We start from the raw sequence: 19,440 nt of genomic DNA on the forward strand, positions 1-19,440 counted from the left end.
GACCTGCGCGGGGAGCGGCCGCCGCTTCCCGCGCCTGCACGCATGCTGATCGCCTTCAACAAACCCTATGGCGTGCTGTGCCAGTTCACCGACCGCAGCACCCCGCCGCGACCGACGCTGGCGGGTTTCGGCCTGCCGGCGGATGTCTATGCCGCCGGTCGCCTCGACCACGACAGCGAAGGCCTGCTGCTGCTCACCGATGACGGCACGCTCGCCCATCGCCTGACCGACCCGCGGCACAAGCAGCCCAAGACCTACTGGGTGCAGGTCGAAGGCGATCCGGACGAGGAGCAGGTCGCACTGCTCGCGCGTGGCGTCGTCCTCAACGACGGGCCGACACGACCGGCGCAGGCGCGGCGCATCGAAGCGCCATCGCTGTGGCCACGCGATCCGCCGGTGCGCTTCCGCAAGACCGTGCCCGATGCCTGGCTCGAGATCACGATCAGCGAGGGGCGCAATCGCCAGGTGCGGCGCATGACCGCCGCGGTGGGATTGCCGACACTGCGCCTGGTGCGGGTGGCGGTCGGCCCGTATCGCCTCGAGCAGCTCGCTCCCGGCCAGTGGCGTCACTGCGACTGAGCGGACACGGCGCTTCCTGCTGCCTCAGCCGCGGGTTTCCTCGCGCGGATCGGTCTCCTCGGGGAAGTTCGCGACCGGCACCGAGTTCGCCCCGGGGCGCGTCAGCAGCAGCACGCCGCCGAGCACCACCGCGGTGCCGATCAGCTGCACCGCGGTGATCGGTTCGCCGAGCAGCCAGGCGCCGAGGAACACCAGCGACACCGGGCCGATCACCGACATCTGCGCCGCCGATCCGGCACCCAGCCGTGCCACCGCGCCCATCGTGAAGGTCACCGGCAGGAACGTGCAGAAGATCGCGTTGACCAGCGCCAGCCAGTAGACGGGCGTGGGCAGCTGCAGCAGGTGCACCGGATCGCGCAGCAGCAGATAGTGGATCACCGTCGCCGCAGTCGACACGCACATCGCGTACGCCACCAGCCGCAGCGAGCCGATGCGCTGGATCAGCTGGCCCGACATCGCCAGGTACAGCGCGTAGCTCAGCGCCGCCAGCAGCACCAGGCCGCTGCCGAGCAGCACGTGCTCGCCCTGCACGCGCAGGTTCTCGACGAACACCAGTGCGACGCCGGCATAGCTCACTGCCAGCGCGATCCATTCCTTGCGCGCGACCTTGCGGCCGAAGGCGAACACGCCGATCAGCAGCACGAAGGTCGGATTGAGGAACAGGATCAGCCGCTCCAGCGACACCGGCACGTACTCCAGGCCCCAGAAGTCGAACAGGCTGGAGAGGTAGTAACCGAGCACACCCAGGATCAGGATCAGGCCGAAGTCGCGACGGCTCATCGCATGGCGGCCGGCGCGCCGCGACTCATGGATGCCCAGGACGACGAACAGCGGCAGCGACATCAGCATGCGCAGCGCCAGCACATCGAGCGCATCGATGCCGTAGCGGTACTGGAACTTGGCCAGGATCGCCTTGGCCGAGAACAGCACGGCGCCGACCGCGGCGAGGGTGAAGCCCACCTTGCGTGCGGCGGGGTCGTGGCGGGCAGTCGCAGACCCGTTCATTCCGCGCTGGCGCCATCGAGCTGCGCGGTGTCCAGCGCCTGCGCCAGGCGCGACGCGCTGTAGTTGGACGCCCCGATGACGCGCACCTTGCCCTGTTCGATCAGTCGGGCGAAGGCACCCAGGGTCTCGGCCAGGGGCGTGTCGGGGTCGTCGGCATGGGCCTGGTAGAGGTCGATGACGTCGGTCTGCAGGCGCTGCAGCGAACCCTCGACCGAGGCGTTCCCGCCGAACGCAAACGGCGCCACCTGCAGCGACGAACGGCCAAGCGGACGGGAGGACTGGCTCATATGGGGGTCGCGGCGGGAGTAGGGTGTTACATGATGCGGTGCGTTGTGGTCCATGGGGCAGACGCATCCCGCAACGCCGTGTTGCGGACCATGACCGGATGTCGACCGATGCCGGCACGGGATTGCGGGCAAAAGGATGCCAAATGCACGCATTCCGGCAGGTTTCTGCTAACGTCTGGACCGATGCTGCCGCGGCGCGGAAGGGGACGTCGCCGCCACGGGGACACGGACGCATGGCCATAGCGACAAGCAATTCGGGCCGGATCCTGGTCGTCGACGACCAGAACGTGAACCTGCGCGTGGTCGGAACGCTGCTCGCCCGCCAGGGCTACGAGGTGATCACCGCCGGCAGCGGCGAGGAAGCGCTGCAGCGCTACGTCGAATCGCCGCCGGACCTGATCCTGCTCGACATGATGATGCCGGGCATGGACGGCTTCGACGTGCTCGCCTCGCTGCACGAGCTCGGCCCGTTGCAGGTGCCGGTGGTTTTCGTCACCGCCGCCCACGACCGCGACCTGCTGCTGCGTGCCTTCGACGCCGGCGTGGTCGACTACGTCACCAAGCCCTTCCTGCCCGAAGAACTGCTGGCCCGGGTCAATGCCCACGTCGGCCTGAAGCTGACCCGCGACCGCCTCGAACGCGTTGCCCGCGAACGCGAGGAACTGGTCAACCTGGTCGCCCACGACCTCAAGAACCCCCTCAGCAGCGTGCTGTTTGCCGGCGAGCTGCTGCGCAGCGGCGTGTGCAAGCCCGAACGGGTGCCGCGCTACCTGCAGATGATCCACGAGAGCGCCGACGACGCCCTGGGCTACATCCGCCACTACCTGGAAAGCCAGGGCGGGCGGCGCGCGCAGGAAGCCGCGGCCGATCGCGCCGATCTGGGCGAAACCCTGGAGTGGCTGCTGCAGCGCTACGAGATCCAGCTCGAGACACGCGGTATCCGCGTCGATCTGCGTCCGCCGGCGGGACCGGCCCACGTCGCGATCCACCCGCGCGTGCTGCGCCAGGTCAGCGAGAACCTGGTGACCAATGCCATGAAGTACGCGCCCGATTGCGAGCTGTTGCTGACCGCGCGCAGCGGCGCACCGGGTTACTGGCAGCTGATCGTCGCCGACCGCGGACCGGGCATCCCGGTCGACCGCCAGCGCGAACTGTTCAAGCCGTTCGTGCGCCTGCACGAAGGCGATGACCCCAACGGGCTGTCCAATGGCCTGGGCCTGTCGCTGGCCAAGCGCATCATCGCCAACGCCGGAGGCCAGCTCTGGTACGAGCCGCGCCGCCACGGCGGTGCCCGGTTCATCATCGAACTGCCCGAGGCGGCGCCGATCACCGTCTAGGCGCGTGCCCGGCGGGCGATGGCGCGGCCGCCTATTCGGTTTCGGCCGGTCGCGACCGGCGCGGCGCCGGCCGGCGCGCGGTGCGCTGCGCCTCGACCCGGCGTGCACTGCCTTCGATCGCCCCACCGTTTTCGGCCTGGCGCGCACGCCGCTTGGCGGCGTACCAGAGCAGACCGGCACCGGCGACGGCGGCGGCCACCAGCACCGGATTGCGGCGCACGAACTTGCCCGCCACCTGCACCCCGCCCTTCACGACGCCCAGCTTGGCGCCTGTTTCCAGCCATTTGCCGGCATGCTGGGTGACGCTGGGCACGGCATGGCGGAGGTTGTCGCCGACGGCGGACGCCAGCTCCAGCGCGCGTTCGGGCAGGTCGGAAAGCTTGCTCATCGTTGGAAACCTACGAAACGTTGGCAGGCCTGCAGTGTCCACGCGGCTTCGTTGAAGCGGCGTGAGCGGGGCGCGAGGTTGCCGGCTCGCGGCTGAATGCCGATCATGGCCGTTGCCTATCTCGCTCGAGCGCGGTCCGCCATGATCCGAGTGTTGCCCAACGTGCTCTCCGCCGCCGAACTGCAGGCGGTGCGTGAGTTGTTGCCGCAGGTGCGCTTCGGCGACGGCCGCATCACCAATCCCGATTCGTCGGTGAAGCAGAACCTGCAGGCACCACAGGAAGACCCGGCCAACGCCCGCATCGCCCAGATCGCGCGCGATGCACTGATGCGCTTCGCCGAGCTGCGCGTGTTCGCGCAGCCACGGACGATGGCGCGGACCACGGTGGTGCGTTACGAGCCGGGCATGAACTACGGCTGGCATGTCGACGAAGCGCTGTTCCCGTCGACACCGCCGATGCGCAGCGACCTGTCGTGCACGGTGTTCCTCAATGATCCGGCCGATTACGACGGCGGCGAGCTGACCATCCAACTCGGCGCGCAGGAGCTGACCTACAAGCTCGAACCCGGCAGCGCGGTCCTGTACCCCTCGACCACCATCCATCGCGTCACGCCGGTCACCCGCGGTGTGCGCCTGGCCGCGATCACCTGGCTGCAGAGCTGGGTGGCCGACAGCGGGCAGCGCGAGTTGCTGGTGCAGCTGGAGGAAGCGCGCGCGCTGGTCGCCAGCGGAGGCGACCGCCAGCGCCTGCAGGTGCTGCTGGAGTCGCTGCGGACCAACCTGTTCCGGATGTGGGCCGATACCTGAGCGGCCCCGCGCTGGACTGAAAGCCCGCTACGCGGCAGTGATATCGCGCAGTTGCGGGTGTCGTTGCAGCAGCGTTTCCACCCAGGCTTCGCCTTCGGCGATTTCCGCGCCATGCCGCTGCATCGCCAGCGCCAGGTCGTGGGCGCGGTCGTCGCGGCTGTAGCCGTGCGCCTGGGCCTTGGAATAGCGGCCCCATGCTGGCGATGCCATCGCGTTGTCCAGGCCGGAAGGTTCGAGGTCGAGGTGTGCCGCGAGCCGTTGCAGCTGCTCGCGCGGTTGCGCCAGCAATGCATCGAAGTCCATGCGCAGCACGCGTGCTGCGTTGTCGCCGCGCGCGATTGCGTTGAAGCGGACACGTTCGGCCAGCCAGCCCATCGCGCATTGCTGCGGCAGGCCGAGCGCATGCAGGGCGATGCCGTCGGCAATGCCGCGCGCGTGCAGGTCGCGCAGGCGCTCGCCGGCAGCGCTGGCGGCGTCGAGCACCGATGCCGGCGATTTCAGCAACGTCGCCAGGTACGGTCGCAAAGGCATGTCGAGCAGGACCGCGCGCATCGTCGGCTGCCAATCCAGCAGTGGCGCGATCAGTCCATTGCAGCTGCTGGTGGCCTTGACCACGCTGCGCGTTTGCGGCGGCAGCGGCTGCGACCAGCGCGACCACAGCGCGCGCAGGAGTTGCGGTGCCTGCGCGGGCGACAGGCGAGACTGCGGCTCCTCCAGCCCGGGCCAGGCCTCGGCCAGCGTGCGCAGCGGCAGCGGTTCGCGCAGGCCCTGCATCTGCGGCCAGCTATCGAGCAGGCGGCTGAGCAGGGTCGAGCCGCAATGGCCGATGTGGAAGATGGCATCGGCCGCCGTGGCGACGGCCATGTCGCGCGTGAGCACCGCTTCGAGCGGCACCCAGCCGCCATCGGCGTTGGCCGGCAGCGCGCGATCGTCGAGGAAGGCCGCATCGCGTCGCTGCGCCGCATCCAGGCGCAGGAACAACACGCGTCGCCCGACCAGGTCGAGCTTGAATGGCAGGAACCCGGGATCGTCGAGCGGTGATGTCATGGCGCGGAGTGTAGCGAGCCAGTCAGGTGCCGCGGGGCTTGGCGCGGTGCGTGGCCGCCGCGGTCCACGGGTCGTCGGGCCAGGGGTGCCTGGGGTAGCGGCCCTTCATTTCCTTCTTCACTTCCGGGTAGGTGCGGTCCCAGAAGCCGCGCAGGTCCTGGGTGATCTGCAGCGGCTTGCCGCCGGGCGAGAGCAGGTGCAGCGTCAAGGGCACGCGCCCATCGGCGATGCGTGGCGTGTCGGCCAGTCCGAACAGCTCCTGCAGTTTCACCGCCAGCACCGGTGCCACCGGCGCGCCGGCGGCATCGTCGAAGTCGTACTCGATGGCGCGCTCCATCCCCGACGGCACCGCCATCCGCGTCGGCGCGAGGGCATCGATCTTCTGTCGCAGCGACCAGTCGAGCAGCGAGCGCAACGCTTCGCCGAGCTCGTGTTCCGACAGTCCGTCCAGGCGCGTCTTGCCGCTCAGCACCGGCTTGAGCCATTGCTCCAGCGTCGCCATCAATGCCTCGTCCGACAGGTCGGGCAGGGCCAGTTCCGGGAGCCAGGCGCGCAGGCAGCGAACGCGCGCGCGCCACTGCGAGAGCGATGAAGTCCACGGTAGCGCCGACAGTCCGAGCTGGCGGACCGCGTCGACCAGCGCGTCGGCGTAGCGCGACGGGTCGGGTTTGGCCAGTGGCCGGCTGTCGATGACGATGCGGTCGAAGCGTTGCTCGCGCACGGCGGCTATTCCGCGCAGGGCGCTGTCCCAGACCACGCGGTCCTCGCTGACGAAGCGCTTGGGGAAATCGTTGCGCAGACGCTGTTCGTCGAGCGGCGCCGCGCGCATCACGCGCGCATCGCGCGGGTCGTCGCGCAGCTCGCTGATGGCCATCCAGGGTTCGCCGTACAGCGCGCTGTCGTCGAAGAGCCTGGCGCTGCGGCCATTGGCGAGCTGGTAGCGATACGGATCGCTCGGGTGCTGGCGCGCAATGCGGTCGGGAAATGCATGCAGCAACAGGTCGCCGAGCAGGTGCGGCGGCACCGAGGCCGGTGGAAGTGCATCGACACGCAGGCGCCGACGCCATTGCTTCGCGGCCTGGTCGATGGCAGCCAGCGCAGAACGCGAAGCATCGGCACCGACGCGCCCGGCGCGGAACGCGGCCAGGGCCTGCCAGCGTTCGGCCAGCGCATCGCTGCGCGAGCGCAATGGATCACGTGCTTCCACCAGTGCAGCGAGGTCGCAGGCCAGGGCCTGTTCGCTGGCCTGCGAGGGAGCCAGCAGCATCGCCGCCAGACGCGGATGCGTGCCCAGCGCGAGCATGCGCCGGCCAAGTGCCGTGATCGCACCGTCGTCGAGGGCCCCCAGCCGCTGCAGCAGTTCGCGCGCGGCCGCCAGCGCACCACTGGGCGGCGCGTCGACGAAGCGCAGGTTGGCGTCGCCCCACGCCGCCAGTTCCAGCGCCAGGCCCGCCAGCTCGACCTGGCCGATCTCGGCCCGGCGCTGCGGTTCCAGGCGCTGCGATTCCGGCCACAGCCGGTACGCCCAGCCTTCGGCAACGCGGCCGGCGCGGCCGGCACGCTGGTCGGCGGAGGCCTGGGCGATGTTGACCACATCGAGCCGGGCAAAGCCGCTGTTGGGGTCGTAGCGCGGTTCACGCGCCAGGCCGCTGTCGATCACCACGCGCACGCCGGGCAGGGTGACGCTGGACTCGGCGACGTTGGTGGCCAGCACCACGCGGCGGTGTCCGTCGGGATCGGGCTGCAGCACGCGCGACTGCTGCTCCACCGGCAGCTCGCCATGCAGGGTCAGCACGTCGGCGCTCGCGCCGCCCGCGGACGACGGACTCGCCGAGAGCGCGGCCTGCACGCGCGCGATCTCGCGCTGCCCGGGCAGGAACACCAGCACGTCGCCGGGATGCTGCGCCAACGCCTGCTCGACCGCGCGCCGCGACTGCTGCTCGATCGCCTCGTCGCGCCGCCCCGGGAAATGCGCGACCGAAACCGGGTAGCTGCGCCCCGCGCTGCTCAACCGCGGCGCATCGAGGAAGGCGGCCAGGCGCTCACCATCGAGCGTGGCCGACATCACCACGATGCGCAGGTCCTCGCGCAGGCCCGACTGCACATCCAGCGCCAGCGCCAGGCCGAGGTCGGCGGCGAGATGGCGTTCGTGGAATTCGTCGAACAGCAGCGCGCCAACCCCTTCGAGCATCGGATCGTCCTGCAGCATCCGGGTCAGGATGCCTTCGGTGACCACTTCTATGCGGGTGCGCGCCGATACCTTGTTCTCGAAGCGGATCCGGTAGCCGACGGTTTCGCCGACCGCCTCGCCACGCTGCCGGGCCATGAAACCGGCGGCGGCCCGGGCGGCGACGCGGCGCGGCTCCAGCATCACGATCTTCTGGCCGGCCAGCCAGGGTGCGTCGAGCAGCGCCGGCGGCACCTGCGTGGTCTTGCCGGCGCCTGGCGGCGCCTCCAGGACCAGGCGCGGATGTGCGGCCAGGCTGTCGCGGATGCGCGGCAGCAGTTCGTCGATCGGGAATGTGGGCGCTTGCCGGGCTTGCTCGTTCACCGCGCAAGGATAAGGCGCGAGCGCGCCATGGCGCCGAAACCGGTCCGCCGGGACGCAGTTGCTAAACTGCCCCGCCCTGCACTGCCCCCCCCTGACATGCAACTGGTCGACATCGGCGCCAACCTCACCCACGACTCGTTCGACCACGATCGCGATGCCGTGCTCGCGCGTGCGCGCGAAGCCGGGGTGGCGCAGATGGTGGTCACCGGTGCCAGCCGCGAGCATTCGCCGCTGGCGCTGAAGCTGGCCAGGCAGCATCCGGGCACGCTGTTCGCCACCGCCGGCGTGCACCCGCACCATGCCATCGAGTACACCAGCGAGTGCGACGCGGAGCTGCGCGAACTGCACTCGCACGCCGAAGTCGTCGCCGTCGGCGAATGCGGCCTGGATTACTTCCGCGATTTCTCGCCGCGGCCGTCGCAGCGGCGGGCCTTCGAACAGCAGCTGCAGATCGCCGTCGACCACGCTGTCGACGGCGTGGGCAAGCCGCTGTTCCTGCATCAGCGCGACGCCCACGCCGACTTCATGGCGATGATGAACAACTTCGACGGCCGCCTCGGTCCGGCGGTCGTGCATTGCTTCACCGGCACGCGCGAGGAGCTGTTCGACTACCTCGACCGTGACTGGCACATCGGCATCACCGGCTGGCTCTGCGACGAGCGCCGCGGCCAGCACCTGCGCGAACTGGTGAAGTCGATCCCGGCCAACCGGATGATGATCGAGACCGACGCGCCCTATCTGCTGCCGCGGACGATCCGCCCGGCGCCGCCGCACCGTCGCAACGAGCCGATGTACCTGGCCCATATCGTCGAAGAGCTGGCCCGCGACCGCGGCGAGGACGTCGCCACAGCCGCGGCCAACAGCACCGCCACGGCGCGCGCGTTCTTCCGCCTGCCGGACTGAGGTCGCTCAACGGCCGGCCAGCCGCCTGGGTGCCTGCGGGTTGGCCAGCACCAGCTGGACGATGCCGGCGTTGCGCTGGCAGGCGCGCTGGGTGTCGATCATCAGGCGGGTGCGCACGGCATAGGCCTGGCCGAGGTTGTCGACGCCGGTCAGGCGGGCGATGTCCTGCTGGCTGGGCAGCAGCGGACGCTGGCAGTCGATGGTGATCGTCGGCGACATCGGGTCGGTGGCTGACTGGGCGGCAGCGACGGGCGCGACGACGGCCAGCAGGAGGACGAAGAGACGGGTGTTCATGGGAATCTCCAGGCGGTGCCGGTCGATTCCGGCGCGACCAGCCTCGCGCCGCGCCCGCTGCAGGTCTTGAGGCTGGGCTGAGGACGGGCGCAGGCTTGTGTTGGGCCCGCGGCCAATGCTTGGGGAATGCTTAGGCCGTGTGCACCACCGGCCCGCGTATCCGTAATTGGGTGTTTTTCCACGTGACGCGATGACCCGCCCTACTCCGCCCGTGCTCCGCTTCGACGACATCGTCCTGGACCTGCCAGGACGCCGCCTGCTGCGCGCGGGCCAGCCGCAGCCGCTGGAGCCCAAGGCCTTCGCGGTGCTCGAGCTGCTGGCCGGTTCACCGGGCCAGGTGTTCTGCCGCGACGAGATCCTCGACGCGGTCTGGGGCCATCGCCATGTCACCCCGGGCGTGCTCAACCGGGTGATCACCCTGGTCCGGCACGCCCTGGGCGAGGACGCCCACAGCTCTCGCTACCTGCACACCGTGTACGGCTACGGCTACCGCTTCGACCTGCCGGCGCAGACGCAGGAGGCCGCAAGTGTGGATGACGCGCCGGTACACGCCGCGGTGGTGGCTGCGGTGGCCAACAGCGCGCCTGCCGTGGACGAAGCCAGCGCTGGCGTGCCGCTTCCGGTAGAGGCGCTTCCGACCACGCCGGTGCTGGCGCCCGCGGCGCGTTCACCTGCCCGGCGCTGGCTGCGCCATGGCGCGGCGATGGCGATCGCGCTGGTCGCGGTAGCTGTTTCGGTCTGGCTGTGGCGATCACCGCGACCGGGCAGTCAGGCGGCGCCGGCGCCGGTCCTGGCCGTCCTGCCGATGCGCGCAGTTGGCGACGATCCGCGTGGCCAGGCCTTTGCCGATGGCCTGAGCGAGGAAATGATCGGGCTGCTCGCCCACATCGACGGCTTGCGCGTGATCTCGCACACCGCCTCGTTCAAGTTCCGCGATCCCGCGCTGCCGATGACCGAGGTCGCGCGCCAGTTGCAGGCCACGCACCTGCTCGAGGGCAGCGTGCGCCAGGACGGTGAGCGCCTGCGCATCAGCCTGCACCTGGTCGAAGCCGACGCCAACCGCACCATCTGGTCGCAGAGCTTCGACCGCGAGTTCCGCGACATCTTCGCCGTGCAACGCAGTATTGCCTACGCGATCGCCAACACGCTGGAACTGCAGCTGGGCCTGTCGGCGACCTCGTCGAGCGCCGGCGAGGATCCGGCGCTGTACCGGCGCTACCTGCTGGCGCGCAACGCGTCGCCGCGTGCAGGCGAGGATCGCGGCGAGGCGGCGGAAGCCGCACTGCGCGAACTGACCCTCCAGCATCCCGACTATGCGCGCGCACAGGGCGGACTGGCGGTGATCCTGTGGGGACGCTCGCTGTCGGCGCGGCCCGGCCGCGACGCGCTGCGGGCCGAGGCCGAGCAGATGGCGGCAAGGGCACTGCAACTGGACCCGCAGCAACCCGAAGCCCACGCCGTCATCGCGGCCAAGGCGTGTCGCGCGCAGCAGTGGAGCGAGTGCATGCGCCTGTCGCAGCTCGCGATCAAGCTGGCGCCTTCCGATGCGTGGTGCCGGGGATGGTACGCCTATCGCCTGGCGACGCTCGGCTACGTCCAGCAGGCCCTGCGCGAGACCGATGAGGCCCTGAAGCTGGCCCCGTTCGACCAGGACCTGCATTTCTGGCGAGGCCGCCTGCTCGACACCCTGGGCCGCCATGAAGAGGCGCAGGAGCATCTGGCACTGGCGCCGCCCGATCGCGTCGCGACCGCGTCGTTCTTCAACGCGGTATGGCGCCGCGACTACACCACCGCGCAACGGCTGGTCGAAGCGTTGCCCGCCGACCTGCCCTGGCGCGCATCGGAACTGGCCGCCGTCGCCGCACTGCGTGACCCAACGCTGTGGCCAGCCGTGCCGCCGGCGATCGATGTCTCTGAACGGCATCCGCTGCATGGCCAGGTCCCGTACGACTTCACCCGCCTGCTGTTGCCGGTGCGCGATTACGCGCGCGACATCGATGGACTCGATGCCGTGCAGCAGGCGGGATACGCCTCTTACCAGTGGGTGTTCTGGCAACCCGAATCGCGCGAGCTGCGGCAGCACCCGGCATTCCAGCGCTACCTCCAGCGCAGCGGCATTGCGGCGTACTGGCGCGAGCATGGCTGGCCGGATGTGTGTCGCGCCGATGGGGTCGGCGTAGCCTGCGATTAGCGCACTGCTCGTGGGTTCAACGTCCGCGTTGGGTGCGGACGGGTGGAGCATGGTCTAGAACCAGCTGGGCGGTATCCCGAGTGCCTGGCACTCCGCGCGCTCTGACGGTGGCCCGTCGTCGTTGCGGCTGAGGTGTTCCCGTGCGCAGGCTTCCTTGTTGGAGATGTCTTCCTGCGGGCTCTGCGGCGGCTCGTCGCTGCTGAACGGTAGCGAGAACGAAGGCTGCGAGCGGTTGAATATGGTGTCCGGGTTGCGTGTTCCATCCATGCCGGGCGGGAGCCCGAACGGATTCTCAGGGTTACCGGTGAGAGTGATCGACGGGATCGAGAGCTGCATTGGCGGCGGGAGATGTTCCGGCGCGACCGCCGTCGACGCGTCCTTCTCCTGACCGCCTTCCCTTGCCTGTACCGCTTCCGGAAACGGGACGACGAGCATCGCCGCGAGTGTCAGGGCAGCGCACGTCCGCATGGCATTTGCCGGGTTGCCTGCCATGACCTCTCCTTTCGACACTCCAGGCTGGAGCAGGGAGGCATCAATTGAAGCCGCGCGCGCCGCGGCGCTCCATCAGAATTGTCTTAATCGCGCCTCATCTAGGGCGGCGCGCGGTGCGTCCCGCCTCGTATGCCTGCAGATGGCACCAGGCCGCTGCAAGCAGCGGCGCCGGCTGCGCCGCTGCATGCGCACGGTGCAGCATGTCGCCGACGATCTGCATGGCCTCCACCGGTTGCCCGGCTTCGAGGTCGCGGAGCATCGAGGCCTTCAGCGGCGAATCGGTCTGGGTCAGCGTATCGAGCGCGGCCTGCCGGGCCGCCTCGGGGATCGGTTCGCCTTCGGCATCGGCGACGGCCAGGCATTCGGCGTAGAGCGCGCGCATGAAGGCGTCGCCACCCTCGGTGGCAACGATGCCGCCGACGCTGGTTCGCATCAGGCAGGTGCCTGCGGCCAGGGTCGACAGAAAGGTGTACTTGCCCCACTGCTCTTTGGCGATTCGCAGCGAGCGCACGTGATCGATGCCTGCGCCGGCACACAACGCGGCGAAAGCACGGGTGCGTTCGCTGTCGGGATTGCCTTCGGGGTTGGAATCGGGGTTGGAATCGGGGTTGGAATCGCGCTCGCCAAAGGTGATCGAGGCCGGGCGGCCCAGGTGCAGCACTTCGCCCTGCGATCCTTTCATCGCGCTGATGAAGCACAGGCCACCGAGGACACGCTTCCGGCCGAAGCGCTGGTCCAGCAGCGGGTAGTGCGCCAGACCATTGAGGATCGGCAGGACTGCGGTGCCTTCGGCGACGGCCGGTGCCGCTGCGGCCATCGCGCTGTCGAGGTCGTAGGCCTTGCAGCTCAGCAGCACCAGATCGAACGGGCGCTCGCGGGCCAGTGCGGGCAGCGCCTCGGCGGTGACGTGCGCAACGTCGACGTCGGCATCGCCGAGCGGGCTGCGCAATGCCAGGCCGTGTGCATCCAGCTGTGCTGCGCGCGCCGGACGCACCAGGAAGGTGATGTCGGCGCCCGACTGCGCCAGGCGTCCGCCGAAGTAGCCGCCGGTGCCGCCGGCGCCGAGGACCAGGACGCGCATGCGTCGCTCCTCAGCTGCGCAGGCCGACGCCGCGCTTGAGCAGCCACAGGCCGAGCGATGCCAGCGCCACCACGAAGGCCATCATCAGCGTGTAGGCCACCCACACCGGCACGTCGCTGACACCCAGCAGGCCGTAGCGGAAGGCGTTGACCATGTAGAAGATCGGGTTGGCGTGCGTCATCGCCTCGGCCCACGGCGGCAGCAGCTTGACCGAATAGAACACGCCGCCGAGGTAGGTCAGCGGGGTCAGGATGAAGGTCGGGACGATCGCGATGTCGTCGAACTTCTTGGCGTACACCGCGTTGACGAACCCGGCCAGCGAGAAGATCGTCGCGCCCAGGAGGACGGTGGTGAAGGTGACCAGCGGATGCGGGATGCGCACCTTGGTGAAGAACATCGCGATCACCAGCACGATCGCGCCGACCATCAGGCCGCGCAGGACCGCACCGGCGACGTAGCCGCCCAGAATCACCCAGTTCGGCATCGGGCTGACCAGCAGCTCCTCGACGTGGCGACCGAACTTGGCGCCGAAGAACGACGACGAGATGTTGCCGTAGCTGTTCTGGATCACGCTCATCATCACCAGCCCGGGGACGATGAAGTCCATGTACTTGATGCCGTCCATCTCGCCTACGCGCGAACCGATCAGGCCGCCGAAGATCAGGAAGTACAGGGTCATCGTGATCGCCGGCGGCACCAGGGTCTGGCCCCAGATGCGCAGGATGCGGTTGATTTCACGGCGGACGATCGTGCCCAGCGCGATCAGGTTGCGCTGGTGGTCCGTGAGGGGTTTGGCGACGGCGGTGTTCATGCTTCGTCCTGCGAATTCGGTGTGGTGTGCTCCGCGCCTTCGCTGGGGGCGAAAGGCAGGGAGCAGTTCATCAGGCAACCTGTTCGGGCGGCGCCTGCGCGGTGCCGTCCTGCGCGTTCTCGCCGGTCAGGCGGACGAACAGTTCCTCGAGGCGGTTGGACTTGGTCCGCATCGAGCGCACCCGGATGCCAGCATCGCCCAGCACGGCGAACACACGGTTGAGGTCCATCGCGCGCGGCATCTCGATATCGAGGGTGTGGTCGTCGGCGGCGAGCAGGGTCGTGCCTTCGATCAGCGGCAGCGTCGCCGGCAGCTGGCCGTCGATGTCGAGCAGGAAGCCCTCGACGTCGAGCTTGGCCAGCAACACCTTCATCGGGCCGCGCTCGACAATGCGGCCGCGGTCGATGATGGCCAGGTTGCGGCACAGGCTCTCGGCTTCTTCCAGGTAGTGCGTGGTCAGGATGATCGTCGTGCCGGCGGCATTGATCTCCTTGAGCGTCTTCCACATGCCGCGGCGGATCTCGATGTCGACACCCGCGGTGGGTTCGTCGAGGATCAGCAGCCGCGGCTGGGTCATCATGGCCCGCGCGATCATCAGCCGGCGCTTCATGCCGCCCGACAGCGTGCGGCTCATCATGTTGGCCTTTTCCCACAAGTGGGCGCGCTTGAGCTCGACTTCGGCGCGGCGCAGCGCCTCCTCGCGCGGCACGCCGTAGAAGCCGGCGTAGTTGACCAGGATGTCGAGGGGTTTCTCGAACATGTTGAAGTTCAGCTCCTGCGGCACCAGGCCGATCAGGCGCATGGCGGCGTCGCGCTGGCGTGCCAGGTCGACGCCGAAGATCGACACCGAGCCGGCGCTGAGGTTCACCAGCGAGCTGACGATGCCGATCAGGGTGCTCTTGCCGGCGCCGTTGGGACCGAGCAGGGCGAAGAAGTCGCCGGGCATGACATCCAGGGAGACGCCCTTGAGCGCCTCCACGCGGTTGTCGTAGGTCTTGCGCAGGTCGCGCACGGACAGCGCGGGCGCGATTGCTGCGGGGGCGACAGTGGCGGAAGCGGCGCTTGCCGCGGTGGAGAGGTTCGAAGCCGGGGTCATCTGGGAGGCCTGTTGTGAAGCGTGCCTTCGCCGCGAGCCGCGCAGCGATAACCGGTAGTATAGGCGGCCTCGTGCCGGCACTCCGGCTACAGTCTGTTGCAACTTCCACCGGTATTGTCGTGGCCATCCAGCATTTCCCTCTCAAGCTCGTTTCGCGCCGGATGCTGGCCCCCACGGTCGGCCACTACACCTTCGTCCGCGACGACGGCCAGCCGCTGGATTTCATCCCGGGCCAGTTCATCCAGGTCCACTTCACCTACGCCGACGGCACCGCGACCAAGCGCAGCTACTCGCTGGCCACCATCCACGACCACGCCCTGGGACCGGGCGAGGCGGTGGAGATCGCTGTCAGCTACGTGGCCGGCGGCGCCGCCACGGCGTTGTTCGAGGGGCTGGAGGCCGACGGGCGGGTGGACGCCAGCGGTCCGTTCGGGCGCTTCTGCCTGATGCCGGCCGACGCCAACAAGCGCTACCTGCTGATCGGCACCGGCACCGGCGTCACGCCGTACCGGGCCATGCTGCCGCAGCTGGAAGCGCAGATCCGCGAGCGCGGCATCCAGGTCGTGCTGCTGTTCGGCGCGCGCACGCCGGCCGAGCTGCTCTACGGCGACGAATTCCGCGCCTTTGCCGGCAAGTACCCGCAGAACTTCCGCTTCGTTCCGTGCTTCTCGCGCGAGCTGCCCGAGCCCGGCTCGGCGCAGGCCCACGCCGATGTGCGCCACGGCTACGTGCAGCAGTACCTCGACGAGTTCGCGCCCAGCGCCGGCGACGACATCGCCTACCTGTGCGGCAATCCGAACATGGTCGATGCCTGCTTCGAGACACTGAAGGGCCATGGCCTGCCGGTGCCGCAGATCCGCCGCGAGAAGTACGTCAGCAGCAAGTAAGGCACCACGGCCGGGGTAGTCCTGGTCGGAGCATCGCGCGGCCACATTCATCCCGCGCCCCTCGTCTGGCATCCTTGAAGGCGCTTTGCCTTATGGACGAGAGGGAACCATGCGCAAGATCGGGGGAAGGACGGCCGCGCTCGCGGCGGTCCCGTTGTGGTCAGGCCTGCTGTTGTCGGGCCTGCTGTTGCCGGGGTGCGGATCGCAGCTCGCGGAATCGTCCGGAACGGCCAAGGCCACCGGGCAACGCATGTTCGGCGCCATTGCATTCGAGCCGTGCACGTTGTCGGCGCCGCTGTCGCCGACCAGCATCGACGCGCAATGCGCGAAGTTCGAGGTAGCCGAGAACCCGGCCGAACCCAAGGGTCGCAGGATCGCCCTCAACATGGCCTGGCTGCCTGCCAGCGACCAGTCGGGTGGCACCGTCGATCCGGTGTTCTTCCTCGCCGGCGGCCCCGGCCAGGCCGCCACCGAGTACGCCGCGCAGATCGACGTGGCGCTGCGCGATGTGCGCAAGCAGCGCGACATCGTCCTGATCGACCAGCGTGGCACCGGCAAGCTGAGTCCGCTCGATTGCCGCGACGGCAATGGCCGTGAGCTCGCGCTGCCCGATGCCGACGAAACCGATGCGAACGCAATCGCCGATTACGCGGCACGTTGCGCCCAGGCGCTGGCCGGCAAGGCGGACCCGCGCCAGTACACCACCACGCAGGCAATTGCCGACCTCGATGCGGTGCGTACCGCGCTCGGTGTCGACCGCATCAACCTGGTCGGCGTGTCTTACGGCACGCGCGTGGCGCAGCAGTACGCCGCGCACTATGGGCAGCACACGCGGTCGATCGTCCTCGACGGCGTAGCGCCGAACGAGCTGGTCGTCGGTGGCGAGTTCGCCCGGACCTTCGAGCGTGCACTGGGTCTGCAGGTCGCGCAGTGCCAGAAACTGGCCAGCTGCAGGAAGCGCTTCCCGCAGGACCTGCGCACGCAGCTGCACGCGCTCAAGGCGCGCCTGGCTGCCGCCCCGGTGGACGTCGAGTACCGCGATCCGGCCAGCGCCGAGGTCAAGCACGACACGCTCACCGCCGATACCGTCGTTGGCCTGACCCATCTGTTCTCGTACATGCCGCAGATGGCGTCGCTGCTGCCGGTGGTGATCGACGAGGCCGACCGCGGCCGCTACGCACCGCTGATGGCGCTGTCGCAGATGATGACGCGCGAAGTCGGCGGGCAGATGTCGCGCAGCATGCAGTGGTCGGTGATCTGCGCCGAGGATGCCGATCGCTATCGCCCGGATCCCGCCGATGCCGACACGGTGCTGGGCGCGGACGTCGCGACGGCCTTCTTCGCCGCCTGCAGCCGCTGGCCGCATGGATCGCGTCCGGCCGACTTCAACGCGCCGTTGAAGTCGAACGTGCCGGCGCTGCTGCTGTCGGGCGAGATCGATCCGGTGACGCCGCCCTCGTATGGCGAGCAGGTGCTCAAGGGCCTGCCCAATGGCCGCCACCTGGTGCTGCGCGGCCAGGGCCACAACGTCAGCGGCGTCGGCTGCGTGCCGAAGCTGGTGGGCCAGTTCCTCGAATCGACCGACGCACGCAAGCTCGACGCCAAGTGCGTGGACGCGATCGGCTACGTGCCGCCGTTCACCGGCTTCAACGGGTGGGAACCATGATCATCGCCAACGACCTGCACAAGAGTTTCAAGACCAAGACCGGCACCGTGCGCGCCGTCGACGGCGTTCATTTCGAAGCGCACGACGGCCAGATCACCGGCCTGCTCGGCCCGAACGGCGCCGGCAAGACCACCACGCTGCGCATGCTCTACACGCTGATGAAACCGGACGCTGGCCAGGTGATGGTGGACGGCATCGATGCTGCGCGCGATCCCGAAGCGGTTCGTCGCGCCCTGGGCGTTCTGCCCGACGCGCGCGGCGTCTACAAGCGCCTGACCGCGCGCGAGAACATTGCCTACTTCGGCGAGCTGCACGGCATGTCCGCGCAGGCAATCGCGCAGCGCACGCAGACGCTGGCCGATGCGTTGCAGATGCACGACATCCTCGACCGCCAGACCGAAGGCTTCTCGCAGGGCCAGCGCACCAAGACCGCCATCGCGCGCGCACTGGTGCACGACCCGCGCAACGTGATCCTTGATGAACCGACCAACGGACTGGACGTGATGACCACCCGCGCGATGCGCACCTTCCTGCAACAGCTTCGCGCCGAGGGCCGCTGCGTCATCTTCTCCAGCCACATCATGCAGGAGGTCGCTGCGCTGTGTGACCGCATCGTCATCATCGCCAAGGGCCAGGTCGTGGCCGCGGGCAGTGCCGACGAGCTTCGTGCGCAGACCGGTGAAGCCAACCTCGAGGACGCCTTCGTCAAGGCGATCGGCTCGGAGGAGGGCCTGCACGCATGAGTCCGATCCAATCCGACAAGCTGCCCCGCAGCAACAGCCTCGCTACGTTGTGGTCGGTGATGCGCAAGGAACTGCGCGACATCTCGCGTGACCGCCGCACGCTGGCGCTCGCGCTGCTGATGGGGCCGCTGCTGTATCCGTTGCTGATGATCGGCATCGGCACGCTTGCCGAGAGCCGTGCCAGGACGCAGCTCGACAAGGTGCTCGAGGTCCCGACCGTCGGCATCGAACGGGCGCCCAACCTGGTTGCGTTCCTGGCCACGCAGGGCATCGAGGCCAAGCCGGCACCGGCCGATCTGGACGCGGCGATCGCGCGCCAGGACATCGACGTCGCCATGCGTATCAGTGTCGGCTTCGCCCGCAACTGGCACGAGGGTCAGCCGGCGCTGGTCGAGATCGTGCGTGACAGCACGCGTCGCGATAGCGAGATCCCCGGTGCGCGCCTTCGTGCGGCGTTGACGGCGTACGGCGATCAGGTCGGCGCGTTGCGCCTGCTTGCACGCGGCATCGATCCATCAATTACGCGCGCGCTCAACGTCGGCAGTCGCGACCTGGCCACCGAAGATGCCAAGCGCGGTCTGGTGCTGTCGTCGATCATGCCGTACCTGCTGATCCTGATGTCGTTCCTGGGTGGCGCCTACCTGATCATGGATGCGACCGCCGGTGAGCGTGAGCGCCAGTCGCTTGAGCCGCTGCTGGCCACGCCGGCCCGTCGCGGCGCGATCGTCAGTGGCAAGATCGCTGCGGCGTGTGCGCTCGGGTTGCTGTCGCTGTTGTTGACGCTTCTGGCATTCAAGTTCAGCGCGCAGGTCGGCACCAGCGTGGGCAAGATGCTCGATGTCAGCTTCGGCGCGATCGGCAAGATGCTGCTGGTGCTGTTGCCGATGCTGTTCATCGGCACGACGCTGCTGACGTTGTTGTCGGCGACGGCCAAGAGCATGAAGGAAGCGCAGAGCCACATGACGTGGTTGATGCTGCTGCCGATGATCCCGACCATCGCGTTGGCGGTGAACCCCATCAAGACGCAGATGTGGCAGTTCACGGTGCCGTTCCTTGCGCAGAACCAGATGCTGCTGAAGGTGATCCGCGGCGAGTCGATCGACGCGCGCGTGTGGGCCATCTACCTTGCGGCGGGCTTCGGTGTCGCGGCGCTGTTGTGGTTCGCGGCGGTGCGGCGCTATCACCAGGAGCGTCTGGCGATCTCCGGCTGACGTCCAAAGCGCCCTTGCCCCACGTAGCCCGGGTAAGCGAAGCGCACCCGGGGAACGCCGCCAG

Annotated in this window: 18 protein-coding genes and 1 pseudogene; 9 read left to right on the forward strand and 10 right to left on the reverse strand. The window is 68.9% G+C overall.

Going from position 1 to position 19,440, the window contains the following annotated elements; all coding sequences use genetic code 11:
• Window positions 1–42: 42 nt before the first annotated feature.
• A complete protein-coding gene (locus MNR01_RS10635) occupies window positions 43–579 on the forward strand; it encodes a pseudouridine synthase (RefSeq protein ID WP_241917784.1) in 537 nt (178 codons plus the stop codon).
• Between the two features lie 24 nt (window positions 580–603).
• On the opposite strand, the gene MNR01_RS10640 is transcribed toward MNR01_RS10635, so the two are convergent.
• Both MNR01_RS10640 and MNR01_RS10645 read right to left on the reverse strand, forming a co-directional pair.
• A complete protein-coding gene (locus MNR01_RS10640) occupies window positions 604–1,584 on the reverse strand; it encodes a DMT family transporter (RefSeq protein WP_241917785.1) in 981 nt (326 codons plus the stop codon).
• Window positions 1,585–1,613: 29 nt separating this feature from the next.
• Window positions 1,614–1,805 (reverse strand): annotated as a pseudogene (locus MNR01_RS10645) (aldo/keto reductase); the annotation flags it as partial.
• A gap of 299 nt (window positions 1,806–2,104) precedes the next feature.
• Here MNR01_RS10645 and MNR01_RS10650 point away from each other — a divergent pair.
• Window positions 2,105–3,208 (forward strand): hybrid sensor histidine kinase/response regulator, encoded by a 1,104-nt coding sequence (locus MNR01_RS10650; protein WP_241917786.1) that lies wholly within the window; start codon window positions 2,105–2,107, stop codon window positions 3,206–3,208.
• A 31-nt stretch (window positions 3,209–3,239) separates the two neighbouring features.
• Here MNR01_RS10650 and MNR01_RS10655 read toward each other — a convergent pair whose 3' ends face one another.
• Window positions 3,240–3,596, reverse strand: coding sequence for a hypothetical protein (locus tag MNR01_RS10655; protein WP_241917787.1), 357 nt, complete (start codon window positions 3,594–3,596; stop codon window positions 3,240–3,242).
• Between the two features lie 141 nt (window positions 3,597–3,737).
• Between MNR01_RS10655 and MNR01_RS10660 the strand changes: the two genes are divergently transcribed.
• Window positions 3,738–4,403 (forward strand): Fe2+-dependent dioxygenase, encoded by a 666-nt coding sequence (locus tag MNR01_RS10660; RefSeq protein WP_241917788.1) that lies wholly within the window; start codon window positions 3,738–3,740, stop codon window positions 4,401–4,403.
• A 27-nt stretch (window positions 4,404–4,430) separates the two neighbouring features.
• Here MNR01_RS10660 and MNR01_RS10665 read toward each other — a convergent pair whose 3' ends face one another.
• Window positions 4,431–5,450 carry a hypothetical protein gene (locus MNR01_RS10665; RefSeq protein ID WP_241917789.1) on the reverse strand — a complete coding sequence of 340 codons (1,020 nt, stop codon included), beginning with the start codon at window positions 5,448–5,450 and terminating at the stop codon, window positions 4,431–4,433.
• A 22-nt stretch (window positions 5,451–5,472) separates the two neighbouring features.
• Complete coding sequence (gene hrpB / locus MNR01_RS10670; protein WP_241917790.1) at window positions 5,473–8,001, reverse strand: ATP-dependent helicase HrpB; 2,529 nt, start codon at window positions 7,999–8,001, stop codon at window positions 5,473–5,475.
• Between the two features lie 96 nt (window positions 8,002–8,097).
• Here hrpB and MNR01_RS10675 point away from each other — a divergent pair, with 96 nt between their 5' ends.
• A complete protein-coding gene (locus tag MNR01_RS10675) occupies window positions 8,098–8,904 on the forward strand; it encodes a TatD family hydrolase (protein ID WP_241917791.1) in 807 nt (268 codons plus the stop codon).
• Window positions 8,905–8,910: 6 nt separating this feature from the next.
• Here the strand turns inward: MNR01_RS10675 and MNR01_RS10680 are convergent, their stop codons facing one another.
• The gene (locus tag MNR01_RS10680) at window positions 8,911–9,198 is read right to left on the reverse strand and encodes a hypothetical protein (protein WP_241917792.1); all 288 of its coding nucleotides are present in this window, start codon (window positions 9,196–9,198) and stop codon (window positions 8,911–8,913) included.
• 190 nt (window positions 9,199–9,388) lie between these two features.
• Here MNR01_RS10680 and MNR01_RS10685 point away from each other — a divergent pair, with 190 nt between their 5' ends.
• Window positions 9,389–11,389 carry a winged helix-turn-helix domain-containing protein gene (locus MNR01_RS10685; RefSeq protein ID WP_241917793.1) on the forward strand — a complete coding sequence of 667 codons (2,001 nt, stop codon included), beginning with the start codon at window positions 9,389–9,391 and terminating at the stop codon, window positions 11,387–11,389.
• 54 nt (window positions 11,390–11,443) lie between these two features.
• Here the strand turns inward: MNR01_RS10685 and MNR01_RS10690 are convergent, their stop codons facing one another.
• The 4 genes from MNR01_RS10690 to MNR01_RS10705 form a co-directional block, all read right to left on the reverse strand.
• Window positions 11,444–11,881, reverse strand: a complete 438-nt coding sequence (locus MNR01_RS10690; protein WP_241917794.1) for a hypothetical protein — start codon at window positions 11,879–11,881, stop codon at window positions 11,444–11,446.
• A gap of 94 nt (window positions 11,882–11,975) precedes the next feature.
• Window positions 11,976–12,962: a 2-dehydropantoate 2-reductase gene (gene panE / locus MNR01_RS10695; protein WP_241917795.1), complete on the reverse strand. Its 987-nt coding sequence runs from the start codon at window positions 12,960–12,962 to the stop codon at window positions 11,976–11,978.
• Between the two features lie 10 nt (window positions 12,963–12,972).
• Entirely contained in the window at window positions 12,973–13,773 is an 801-nt protein-coding gene (locus MNR01_RS10700) for an ABC transporter permease (RefSeq protein WP_241917796.1), read from the reverse strand.
• A 70-nt stretch (window positions 13,774–13,843) separates the two neighbouring features.
• A complete protein-coding gene (locus tag MNR01_RS10705; RefSeq protein WP_241920590.1) occupies window positions 13,844–14,785 on the reverse strand; it encodes an ABC transporter ATP-binding protein in 942 nt (313 codons plus the stop codon).
• A gap of 203 nt (window positions 14,786–14,988) precedes the next feature.
• On the opposite strand from MNR01_RS10705, the gene MNR01_RS10710 reads away from it, so the two are divergent.
• The 4 genes from MNR01_RS10710 to MNR01_RS10725 all read left to right on the forward strand — a co-directional run bounded on the left by MNR01_RS10710 (window position 14,989) and on the right by MNR01_RS10725 (window position 19,376).
• Window positions 14,989–15,756: a ferredoxin--NADP reductase gene (locus MNR01_RS10710; protein WP_256451840.1), complete on the forward strand. Its 768-nt coding sequence runs from the start codon at window positions 14,989–14,991 to the stop codon at window positions 15,754–15,756.
• 109 nt (window positions 15,757–15,865) lie between these two features.
• Window positions 15,866–17,422, forward strand: coding sequence for an alpha/beta hydrolase (locus tag MNR01_RS10715; RefSeq protein ID WP_241917797.1), 1,557 nt, complete (start codon window positions 15,866–15,868; stop codon window positions 17,420–17,422).
• Entirely contained in the window at window positions 17,419–18,165 is a 747-nt protein-coding gene (locus MNR01_RS10720) for an ATP-binding cassette domain-containing protein (RefSeq protein WP_241917798.1), read from the forward strand. Before MNR01_RS10715 ends, MNR01_RS10720 begins: the two co-directional genes overlap by 4 nt.
• The gene (locus MNR01_RS10725; RefSeq protein ID WP_241917799.1) at window positions 18,162–19,376 is read left to right on the forward strand and encodes an ABC transporter permease; all 1,215 of its coding nucleotides are present in this window, start codon (window positions 18,162–18,164) and stop codon (window positions 19,374–19,376) included. The genes MNR01_RS10720 and MNR01_RS10725 overlap by 4 nt, the downstream gene beginning before the upstream one ends.
• Window positions 19,377–19,440: the final 64 nt, after the last annotated feature.

Origin of the sequence: Lysobacter sp. S4-A87 (assembly GCF_022637455.1) — a bacterium.
Taxonomy (GTDB): Bacteria; Pseudomonadota; Gammaproteobacteria; order Xanthomonadales; family Xanthomonadaceae; genus Lysobacter_J.

Coding starts and splice junctions, on each gene's coding strand:
- panE (WP_241917795.1), bottom strand. CDS start 12,962: ATGCGCGTCCTGGTCCTCGGCGCCGGCGGCACCGGCGGCTACTTCGGC.
- MNR01_RS10655 (WP_241917787.1), bottom strand. CDS start 3,596: ATGAGCAAGCTTTCCGACCTGCCCGAACGCGCGCTGGAGCTGGCGTCC.
- MNR01_RS10725 (WP_241917799.1), top strand. CDS start 18,162: ATGAGTCCGATCCAATCCGACAAGCTGCCCCGCAGCAACAGCCTCGCT.
- MNR01_RS10680 (WP_241917792.1), bottom strand. CDS start 9,198: ATGAACACCCGTCTCTTCGTCCTCCTGCTGGCCGTCGTCGCGCCCGTC.
- MNR01_RS10675 (WP_241917791.1), top strand. CDS start 8,098: ATGCAACTGGTCGACATCGGCGCCAACCTCACCCACGACTCGTTCGAC.
- MNR01_RS10665 (WP_241917789.1), bottom strand. CDS start 5,450: ATGACATCACCGCTCGACGATCCCGGGTTCCTGCCATTCAAGCTCGAC.
- MNR01_RS10720 (WP_241917798.1), top strand. CDS start 17,419: ATGATCATCGCCAACGACCTGCACAAGAGTTTCAAGACCAAGACCGGC.
- MNR01_RS10635 (WP_241917784.1), top strand. CDS start 43: ATGCTGATCGCCTTCAACAAACCCTATGGCGTGCTGTGCCAGTTCACC.
- MNR01_RS10690 (WP_241917794.1), bottom strand. CDS start 11,881: ATGGCAGGCAACCCGGCAAATGCCATGCGGACGTGCGCTGCCCTGACA.
- MNR01_RS10715 (WP_241917797.1), top strand. CDS start 15,866: ATGCGCAAGATCGGGGGAAGGACGGCCGCGCTCGCGGCGGTCCCGTTG.
- MNR01_RS10650 (WP_241917786.1), top strand. CDS start 2,105: ATGGCCATAGCGACAAGCAATTCGGGCCGGATCCTGGTCGTCGACGAC.
- MNR01_RS10685 (WP_241917793.1), top strand. CDS start 9,389: ATGACCCGCCCTACTCCGCCCGTGCTCCGCTTCGACGACATCGTCCTG.
- MNR01_RS10700 (WP_241917796.1), bottom strand. CDS start 13,773: ATGAACACCGCCGTCGCCAAACCCCTCACGGACCACCAGCGCAACCTG.
- MNR01_RS10640 (WP_241917785.1), bottom strand. CDS start 1,584: ATGAACGGGTCTGCGACTGCCCGCCACGACCCCGCCGCACGCAAGGTG.
- MNR01_RS10660 (WP_241917788.1), top strand. CDS start 3,738: ATGATCCGAGTGTTGCCCAACGTGCTCTCCGCCGCCGAACTGCAGGCG.